We start from the raw sequence: 8,773 nt of genomic DNA, 5'->3' as shown, positions 1-8,773 counted from the left end.
CGCCGCGGCCCCGGCTGTTGGGTCGGCGACCAGGCGCAGCATCGCTACCACGTCTGCGACCTCCGGAACGGACAAGAGCCCCGCCAGTCCGACGACTTCAACTGGAAGTCCGCGGGCTCGCAACGCATCGGCGATGGGTGCGGCATCAACGTTTCGGCGCACCAGCACCGCGGCGGTAGGAGGACTGGCCCCGTCCGCCCGGGCGCGCTGGAAGTGCTCCTGCACGTGGTTAACGATCCACTCGCGTTCGGCTTGGATGTCGGGAAGCAAGGCGCACCGAACCGTCCCGGGTGGTGCGTCGCAGCGCGACCGCAACGCGCGCACGGCGACCGAGCGCCGACGCGCCTCGACTGAAATGGCGTTGGCTACGTGCAGCGCTCGCGGCGGGTTACGCCAACTGGTACGCAGCTCTAACACCGGCGCCGGCGAGCCGTCTGAGCGCGGGAAGTCGGTGGAAAACCGCGGCAGGTTCGTCGCCGAGGCGCCGCGCCAGCCGTAGATCGACTGAATCGGGTCACCGACTGCCGTTAACGCCAGCCCGTCATCGACTCCACCGCCGAACAGTGACGCTAGGGCCAGCCGCTGGGAGTGGCCGGTGTCTTGGTATTCGTCGAGCAATACCACCCGGTATTGGTCTCGTAGCAACTGACCGACATGCGGGAACGTGGCTGCCAGTCGTGCGGCCGACGCCATCTGCATGCCGAAATCCATCACCTTTGCGGCTCGCATGCGCTCCCGCAACGCATCGAGCAAAGGCACCAGCTCGGCACGCTCGGTTTGAGTGGCCAGCATCCGCAGCAGCCACAGGCTCGGGCCGCGGTCACGCTGATACGGGCCCGCCGGCAGGGTATGAACCAGTCGTTCCAGCTCAACATGGATATCGCAAAGGTCCCGGGTGTCCACCAGGTGCTCGGCGAGCTGACCCCACAACCGCAGCACCATCGAGGTGACCGCCGCCGGGGTTTTCTCGGTACCCAACGTGCCCCCATACCCACTGACCACCTCAAACGTGAGCTGCCAGAGCTCTGTTTCGCTGAGCAACCTGGTATCGGGCTCGACCGGAAGCAACAAGCCGTAGTCACGCAGCAATGAGCCGGCGAATGCGTGATATGTGCTGACCATCGGGGCACTCCCGACCTCGCATCCAGCCAGGCCCGAGTCGATGCCCGCCAACCGGGCAAGCCGAGACCGCACCCTTCTCAGCAGTTGGCCGGCTGCCTTGCGGGTGAACGTCAGACCCAGCACCTGACCCGGCTCGGCGTAGCCGTTGGCGATCAGCCACACAACCCGCGCCGCCATCGTTTCGGTTTTGCCGGCTCCGGCTCCGGCGATGACCACGAGTGGACCCGGCGGGGCGGCGATCACCGCGGCCTGCTCGACAGTCGGCGGAAAAAGCCCTAACGCACAAGCTAACTCTGCTGGGCTGTACTTCGCTTGGATCATAGCGCCGACCCGTCGCTGTAGGCTGGACAGAACGTCCGTATCGGGCAGTGCGAGCAACCGTCGTTGACGCGGGCGATGAACCGTGACCCGGCCGCCGCCTCGGCAGCCTGCCGGACCAGCTTGCGCCATTGATCACGAGCGGCCGGCGTCATCGGATCCTGCTCGCGTTGCGTGGCTTCGGCTGCCCCACTTTTTCCGGGATACACCAAACGGGCACCACCGGGCTCGTCGCCGGCCGACACCATGCCTTCGGCCACCGCCAGTTGATACATCGCCAGCTGGGCGTGTTGTTGCGCGTCATCTTTGCTGACCGGAGTCTTACCGGTTTTGACGTCAACAATGACCAGTCGACCGGCGCCGTCGCGTTCAAGCCGATCAACGCGCCCGCGCAACCGAATCTCTCCGCCGTCGGCGCGCCGAGCGTCGAGGACTCCGTCCACCTCGACCTCGATGCCGACCTCGGTCAATTCGCCGCGTGTCTGTGCACGCCACTCGACGAACGATTGGAGCATCGCCCGATGGCGGGCAAGCTCATTGGCTGAATACCAAGCCGCACCGAAGGGCAGGTGTTCCCACACCCGGTCCAACCCGGCCAACAATCGCGCCTCATCACTGCCCGGCTCGGCGATGAGCGCGTGCAGCACCGAACCCACGGCGGACCGTAGCTCACGCGGGTTGGTTCCCCCGTGCCGCTCAGCCAGCCAGCGCAACGGGCAATCGTTCAGTGTCTGCAGGGTCGACGGCGTCAAGGTGACGACATCGGCACCGCTGTACAGTGGATCACTGGTGCTGACCGGGATCAGCCCGTGCCAGTCGGCCGGATCAGCACCGGGCACGTCAGCCTTAGCCAGTCGAGCCAATTGCATTGCCGCGCATGCTCGGTCGTTGTCATCGACCGCGCCGTCCGGTGCACACACGACAGCCCGCAGCCCTCCCACCACCGCCGCTGCCGACAATACCCGCGATGCCGAAACAGGCTGCTTCGCAGCCGGTTTACTACCATCGCCGGTCAAGCGGGCAATCTCGAAGAAGAATGCCGACGGCAATCCGTCCTCCTCGCCCCCATCAGCGTCTCCATCCACGGCGGTCACCAGCAACCGGCGCCGGGCCCGGCCCATCGCAGCGACCAGCAACCGACGTTCCTCGGCCAGCAGCGGCGCTCGCGCCGAGGCCGCTTGGCTGACACCGTCAAGCTCATCGAGCAGCCGCTGGGTCGCCAACACGCCGCCCCGCGGAATCGTGTTGGGCCACACCCCGTCCTGCAAACCGGCGATGACCACAAAATCCCACTCGTGTCCAAGCGCCGCGTGGGCGCTTAGTACCCTGACGTGCTCTGTGTCCGGTACCGGCTCTGGGCTTACCCGCGGCAGCCGCAGAGCCGCGACATGCTCGATGAGTCCGCGCAGCGACGCGCCGGACGTCCGGGAAACATACTGGTCAGTGACGTCGAATAGCGCGGCTACCGCTTCTAGGTCCCGCGCCGCCTGGGCACCCGCCGGGCCGCCCCGTTGGTTGGCAGCCAACCAGCGGGTTTGCAGACCTGACCGGTGCCAAGCTGCCCACAGGGTGTAACGCGGGTCCTGACCCTGCCGGTGGCAGCGCGAGGCTGCGGCGAGCACAGCACGCACCCGCCGCAGCGAGCCGGACTGCGGCACCTGCGTTGGATTTTCCAGGGCCAATGTCTGCACGAGCAGGTCACCGAAAGTGCTTGGTGAATCGTCGGCCCGATCGCGCTGCAGTGTCCGGCGCAGCTGCCGAAGCGACACCGGGTCGACACGACCAATGGGCCCGGTGAGCAGCGCCAGTGCTTGGTCGCCGTCGAGCCCGTCAGCGGTGGCGGCCAGAACGGTGAGCAGCGCACCTGCCGCAGGCTCTTCCGACAGCGAGCCCCCGATTGCACGTGTTTGCACCGGAACACCGGCAGCAGCCAGCATGCGCGGCAGCCGCGCGGCGGCCGGCTGTACCGATCGGACTATCACCGCCATCTGCGACCATGGCACCCCGTCGATAAGGTGCGCTCGACGCAGCGCGTCGCAGATTATGGCCTCCTCGGCGTGCGCAGAAGCGGCCAGGCGCGCGGTAACCGATCCGTCCTCGCCTCCGCTGCCCTCGATGTGTTTTCCGGAACTGGCACCCGGCAGCCGGCCGGCGATGCCACTGACCGCACGTGCCACGGCGGGAGCGCAGCGATGCGATGTCGGCAACGTCACCGTCGCCGAAGCGCCGCCCTGGGGGCACCACTCGCTGGCGGCACACAACCCGGCGGAGTCGCCGCCCCGAAAGCCAAACACGGCCTGGTGTGGGTCTCCGGCGACCAGGGCAAGGTCGGTGCCCACTGCCAGCGCCCGAACCAGTCGCGATGCCTGCGGATCGAGTTGCTGAGCGTCATCGACTAGTAGGAGCCGGATCCGGGCCCGCTCGGTGGCCAGTAACTCGGGATCGACCGCGAGAGCTTCCAATGCTGCCCCGACAAGTTCGGCGGCACCCAGTGCAGGCGCCGTGGCTTGGGGCGCTGCCATCCCCACCGCCGCGCGCAGCAACATCACCTGCTCGTACCGGCGGGCGAATCGGCCGGCGGCGGTCCACTCCGGACGCCCGCACCGGCGGCCCAGTTGCTCTAACTCCGGCGGATCCACGCCCCGTTCGGTGCAGCGCGCCAAGAGGCTTCGCAGCTCGTTGGCGAATCCGGCGGTACTCAACGCGGGCCACAGGTGGCGGGGCCAATCAGAGCCGGCGGTCGGTCCGTCTTCGAGGTCACCGGCGAGCAGCTCGCGGATGATCGCATCTTGTTCGGCACCGGTGAGCAGCCGTGGCGGCGCGTCTCCAGCGCGCTCTGCAGCCCGTCGCAACACCGCGTATGCATAGCTGTGCACCGTGCGCACCAGCGGCTCGCGGACCGCGATCCGGCCGGACGCGGTAGCGCTGGATCGCAGCAACGCCGTCGTCAGTGAACTACGTGCCCGAATCCCAAGCCGGCCGGCACCGGTAAGCAGCAGAACCGATGCCGGATCGGCACCCGAGGCAATATGGGCAACCGCAGCCTCCACCAGCAAGCTGCTCTTCCCAGTGCCGGGTCCGCCTACGATGCGCACCAATCCCCGCAACCCTGGCCTCAAGACCGCACGCGCCTCGGCGCCCCAACAAAATGACATGGCGGCATGCAATCACGAGGCACTGACAAGCCGCTCCCGCCCATTCCTGGCAGGGCGGCCGAGTGTGGGAAAGGTTCAATCGCGACACAGCAAGGCAACTCAGGCCGAAGTCTTATTGTTCTGAACGCAGGCGACGCGGTCGTAATCGCTACGCGCCCAACGTCAACCGACAGCCTCCCGGCAATCCTCAGCCCAACCACGACGGGTGGCATTGCGCTGCAGTTCCGGACTCAGTCGCGCGTCAGCCTTGGCGACGGACGGCGCGGAGACCGCAAGCTCAAAGCTGTTGATCCGGCGCCAGGGCTTCGATCCTGTAGGGTCGAGACTCACGTCCAGGAACAGCTGCCGACTGAACGCCCCGTGCGGCCGCTCAGCCGCTGCCATCTCGTGGCCGGTCAATCTCAAACCGGCGACTCAGCATGAGAACGGATCGGCAGTTGTCGTGTGGTGCGCCACTAGCTGGAGATAGTCGAGTGACTACTGTGGAAGCGTTGGAAGACCGGAGGTCGCCAACGCGCAGCGGCACCGCGACAACGCCAAGCGGAGGAGCTGGCCGGCCAGATGGCGCCAAGCTACGGCAGGAGTATCGATGATGGGCAATGCCGACGTAGTCGGTCCACAGGATCCGGTGCCTGAAGCGGACGCCGCAGACCAGCACCGCGCCGTGGATTTCGACGACGAAGCTGGTCTTGACACCGTCTACCTGAGCGACGCCAAGGATCGCGAGGCCAACGAAGCAGACGTGATCGATCAGGCCTACATCGTTCCACTTTCCGACGACAACCCGGATATCGATCGCTAGCCTTCGCGCATCGGACAGCAGTCCGACGATAGCCGACGACATGACCTGGCACCATCGACACGTGACCACCGACCTGCATGTGCATCGTTTCGGCCCGTCCGACCCCGTCCAGGTGCTGGCCATCCACGGAGTGACCGAGCACGGGCAGTCCTGGCAACTCCTGGCCGACCACTTGCCCGAAGTCAGTATCGCCGCACCCGATCTGCTGGGTCACGGCAGATCATCGTGGGCCGCACCATGGACTATCGACGCCAATGTTTCCGCCCTGGTCGCCTTGCTGGAGGATCAGTCCGGCGGCCCAGTGGTGGTGGCCGGGCACTCGTTTGGAGGCGCTGTCGGGCTGCGGCTCGCAGCTACCCGGCCGGACCTGGTAGCAGCGCTGGTCCTGCTGGACCCCGCAGTCGGCTTGGACGGTGAGCGGGTACGCGAAGTGGTCGATGCGATGGTGGCCTTCCCCGACTACCTGGACCCTGCCGAGGCCCGCGCGGAAAAGGCGTTCGGCGCCTGGGCGGACGTGGAGCCCGCCGTGCTCGACGCAGAACTCGATCAACACCTCATCGCGTTGCCGACCGGACGGTATACCTGGCGGATGAGCCTGCCGGCAATGGTGTGCTATTGGAGCGAACTCGCCCGTGACATCGCGCTGCCTCAGGCAGGGACTACGACAACGCTGGTACGCGCGGTAAGGGCCGATCCGGGATATGTCAGCGACGAGCTCATCGCAGCGCTGAGGCAACGACTGGGAGCCGATTTGGCCGTGCTGGACTTCGAGTGCGGACACATGGTGCCCCAGGCCAAGCCGACCGAGGTGGCCGCGCTGATCCGCGCACAGCTCCGCGGGCCATAACCATGGCGCCGGTGACCGACCAGCAAATCGAGCGGGTGCGCTTGCTCGTGGCAGCAATTCCGCCCGGGCGGGTGGCTACCTACGGTGACATCGCCTCTGTCGCAGGACTTTCCAGCCCACGCATAGTTGGCTGGATCATGCGAACCGACTCCGCGGATCTGCCTTGGCACCGGGTGATAACCGCCTCGGGCCGCCCGGCACGGCATCTGACCACCCGGCAGCTGGAGCTGTTGCGAGCCGAAGGTGTCCTCAGCGTCGACGGCAGAGTTGCACTCGGCCCGGTGCGTTACAAATTCCCGCCCGACGTCTAAAGCGCCAGACGAACCAGCGCCGCAGTGCGGGCCAGACCCGGAAATACCTCGGCAGTCGAACGTGGGTGCAGCGCGTGCACCGCTAACCGGAATATCAAGGCGCGCAACAACATCTGCGGCCATTCCGGAAGCACGCTCCACCGCTCGATCAGGCCGTCGTCAGCCTCACCCCAAGACAGCGCGTCGACCACGGCGACTCCTGCTGCCCAGGACGCGGGCCGCCAATACGGGGTAATGTCGGTGATCCCAGGCGCTGCGGTACCAACGAAAAGCACTGTGCCGTATAGATCTCCATGCACTACCTGGTTCGGGCTACGAGTCGGCTTGCGCAATGTTGCGAGCTGGGTTATGAGATCGATTGATCGCTCGGCATCAGCCGTCGCCGGAGCCGTCCGCGCCCCAGGGGGAATCGACTGCAGCGGGCGCTCTTCCCAGGCGGCACGGTCGGCGGCGATGAAAACGTCGACGTCTGCCCAAGGCGTAGTAGGGCCCTGGGTCAGGAACCGCGGCCGTTCCAACTTGCCAGTGGCTTCGTGCAAGCGCACCGCCGCCGAGACAACTTCATCGTGGCGTGGCTCTGGGGTGCCAGCGACGAAAGTGTCTGCCCGCCATCCGGAAACCACGTAGCGTCCGTCCGTCGAGCGGACCGGACGGGCCAGGCGCACCCCGTCGACAAACAACGTCTCCCGCACGCGGGCCGACCAAGCCGCGCGTGCGTGGTCGGCCACCGTCGACAACACGACTTCGCCGCATCGCCAGCCACCTTCCCAGCTGGCACCCAAATAGGCGGGTTGCACACCGGTCAAGCCAAACGCCGCCAGCACGTGCTCGGGCAGCGGCTCGACACTCACATGGGTCAGCCTAGTCGGGCGCCCCGTCACATCCGAGCGGGTCTACACGACCCGCTGCGGGCCGTCCCGCGTGGCGGTCCTGAATGGGGCCTTAGTACACCATCATGTCCGGCTGCATCTGCTTGGCCCATGCCATGATCCCACCCTGCAAGTGGACCGCGTCGGAGAATCCGGCCTTCTTCACCGCGGCCAACGCCTCTGCCGAGCGCACACCGGTCTTGCAGTACAGCACGGTGATGCGGTCCTGGGGCAACTTCGCCAGTCCCTCGCCCGAACTGAGCACCGATTTCGGAATCAGCTGGGCACCAGCAATGTGCACGATGTCCCACTCCACCTGCTCACGGACGTCGATCAGAGCCAGCTTTTGGCCTGAGTCCATCATCTCGCGCAATTCCTGCGGAGTGATGGTGGAGCCGGCAGCCGCGTGCGCGACATCGTCGGACACCGCGCCACAAAACTGCTCGTAATCCACCAGCCCGGTAATCGTGGGAGTCGACGGGTCCTTACGGATCTTGATCGTGCGGTAGGTCATCTCCAGCGCGTCGTAGACCAGCAAGCGGCCCAGCAATGTCTCACCGAGCCCGGTGATCAGCTTGATCGCCTCGGTGCCCATGACCGACGCAATCGAGGCGCAGATAATGCCCAGCACCCCGCCTTCGGCACACGACGGCACCATGCCAGGCGGCGGCGGCTCCGGGTACAGGTCGCGATAGTTCAGACCGAGCCCGTTGGGCGCATCCTCCCAGAACACCGACGCCTGGCCCTCGAAACGATAGATCGATCCCCAAACATAAGGTTTGCCGGCAAGTACGGCGGCGTCGTTGACCAAATACCTGGTGGCGAAATTGTCCGTGCCGTCCAAGATCAGGTCGTACTGCGTGAACAAATCGACAGCGTTGCTAGGTTCCAGCCTGAACTCGTGCAGTCGCACCTCAACCAGCGGGTTGATCACAGCGATCGACTCGCGCGCCGATTGAGCCTTGGAGCGCCCGACGTCAGCAATGCCATGAATGATTTGCCGCTGCAGGTTCGACTCGTCGACGACGTCGAAGTCGACGACACCAAGCGTGCCGACTCCGGCAGCAGCCAGATACAGCAACGTTGGCGATCCGAGTCCGCCAGCACCGATCACCAGCACCCGCGCGTTCTTGAGTCGCCGCTGCCCCTCCACACCCAGATCGGGAATGATGAGATGGCGACTATAACGGGCCACCTCTTCACGGCTCAGCGCTTCTGCGGGCGCAACCAATGGTGGCAGCGATGTTGACACCAAACATCTCCTCGGTGATCTTCGCAACTCAACGCCTGATGTGCGTCATCTTCACCATCACAGCAGTTACGCGCCTCGGCGGCAATCACCCCGCAAC

The 8,773-nt window shown here is 65.9% G+C and carries 7 protein-coding genes; 3 read left to right on the top strand and 4 right to left on the bottom strand.

Annotated elements, in window-relative coordinates; translation table 11 throughout:
- Both F0Q45_RS22170 and F0Q45_RS22165 read right to left on the bottom strand, forming a co-directional pair.
- A partial coding sequence (locus F0Q45_RS22170) for an ATP-dependent helicase (protein ID WP_149655974.1) occupies positions 1 to 1,443 on the bottom strand: 1,443 nt, incomplete at its 3' end.
- On the bottom strand, positions 1,440 to 4,595 hold the full coding sequence (locus tag F0Q45_RS22165) for an ATP-dependent helicase (RefSeq protein ID WP_149655973.1): 3,156 nt from the start codon (positions 4,593 to 4,595) through the stop codon (positions 1,440 to 1,442). The genes F0Q45_RS22165 and F0Q45_RS22170, both read right to left, overlap by 4 nt.
- Positions 4,596 to 5,187: 592 nt before the next feature.
- Here F0Q45_RS22165 and F0Q45_RS22160 point away from each other — a divergent pair.
- The 3 genes from F0Q45_RS22160 (at position 5,188) to F0Q45_RS22150 (ending at position 6,555) form a co-directional block, all read left to right on the top strand.
- Positions 5,188 to 5,397: a hypothetical protein gene (locus tag F0Q45_RS22160; RefSeq protein ID WP_149655975.1), complete on the top strand. Its 210-nt coding sequence runs from the start codon at positions 5,188 to 5,190 to the stop codon at positions 5,395 to 5,397.
- A 61-nt stretch (positions 5,398 to 5,458) separates the two neighbouring features.
- Entirely contained in the window at positions 5,459 to 6,244 is a 786-nt protein-coding gene (locus F0Q45_RS22155) for an alpha/beta fold hydrolase (RefSeq protein WP_149655972.1), read from the top strand.
- Positions 6,245 to 6,246: 2 nt separating this feature from the next.
- Positions 6,247 to 6,555, top strand: coding sequence for an MGMT family protein (locus tag F0Q45_RS22150; RefSeq protein WP_149655971.1), 309 nt, complete (start codon positions 6,247 to 6,249; stop codon positions 6,553 to 6,555).
- Here the strand turns inward: F0Q45_RS22150 and F0Q45_RS22145 are convergent.
- Both F0Q45_RS22145 and moeZ read right to left on the bottom strand, forming a co-directional pair.
- A complete protein-coding gene (locus tag F0Q45_RS22145) occupies positions 6,552 to 7,406 on the bottom strand; it encodes a TIGR02569 family protein (protein WP_149655970.1) in 855 nt (284 codons plus the stop codon). The two genes, F0Q45_RS22150 and F0Q45_RS22145, sit on opposite strands and share 4 nt — an antisense overlap.
- Positions 7,407 to 7,497: 91 nt before the next feature.
- Positions 7,498 to 8,676, bottom strand: a complete 1,179-nt coding sequence (gene moeZ / locus F0Q45_RS22140) for an adenylyltransferase/sulfurtransferase MoeZ (protein ID WP_149655969.1) — start codon at positions 8,674 to 8,676, stop codon at positions 7,498 to 7,500.
- Positions 8,677 to 8,773: the final 97 nt, after the last annotated feature.

It is taken from the genome of Mycobacterium simiae (genome assembly GCF_008370645.1).
Classification (GTDB): Bacteria; Actinomycetota; Actinomycetes; order Mycobacteriales; family Mycobacteriaceae; genus Mycobacterium; species Mycobacterium simiae_A.
This window is presented reverse-complemented; position numbering and strand designations above follow the sequence as displayed.